The 269-nt window shown below is 67.3% G+C and carries 1 protein-coding gene; it reads left to right on the forward strand.

Annotation, left to right across the window (positions count from 1 at the left end):
• A partial coding sequence (locus SB717_RS36210) for a hypothetical protein (protein WP_410907840.1) occupies window positions 1-269 on the forward strand: 269 nt, incomplete at both ends.

The raw sequence follows: 269 nt of genomic DNA on the forward strand, positions 1-269 counted from the left end.
CGAGACGTACCTGATCGTCGGTACCGATACCCGCGCCGGACAGAACGGCACCGTCGGCGCCGGCGACAGTGCCGATTTCGAGGGCAGCGCCCGCTCGGACACCGTGATCATGGTGAACATCCCGGCCGACCGCAGCCGCGTCGTCGCCGTCTCCTTTCCGCGCGATCTCCAGGTCGACCGGCCCGAATGCGCCGCCTGGAACAACGAGGACGGCAAATACACCTCCGACGAGATCCCCGCGGCGACCGGCATGAAGCTCAACAGCGTGT

The organism is Priestia sp. SIMBA_032 (genome assembly GCF_046535215.1).
In the GTDB taxonomy this organism is placed as follows: domain Bacteria; phylum Bacillota; class Bacilli; order Bacillales; family Bacillaceae_H; genus Priestia; species Priestia aryabhattai.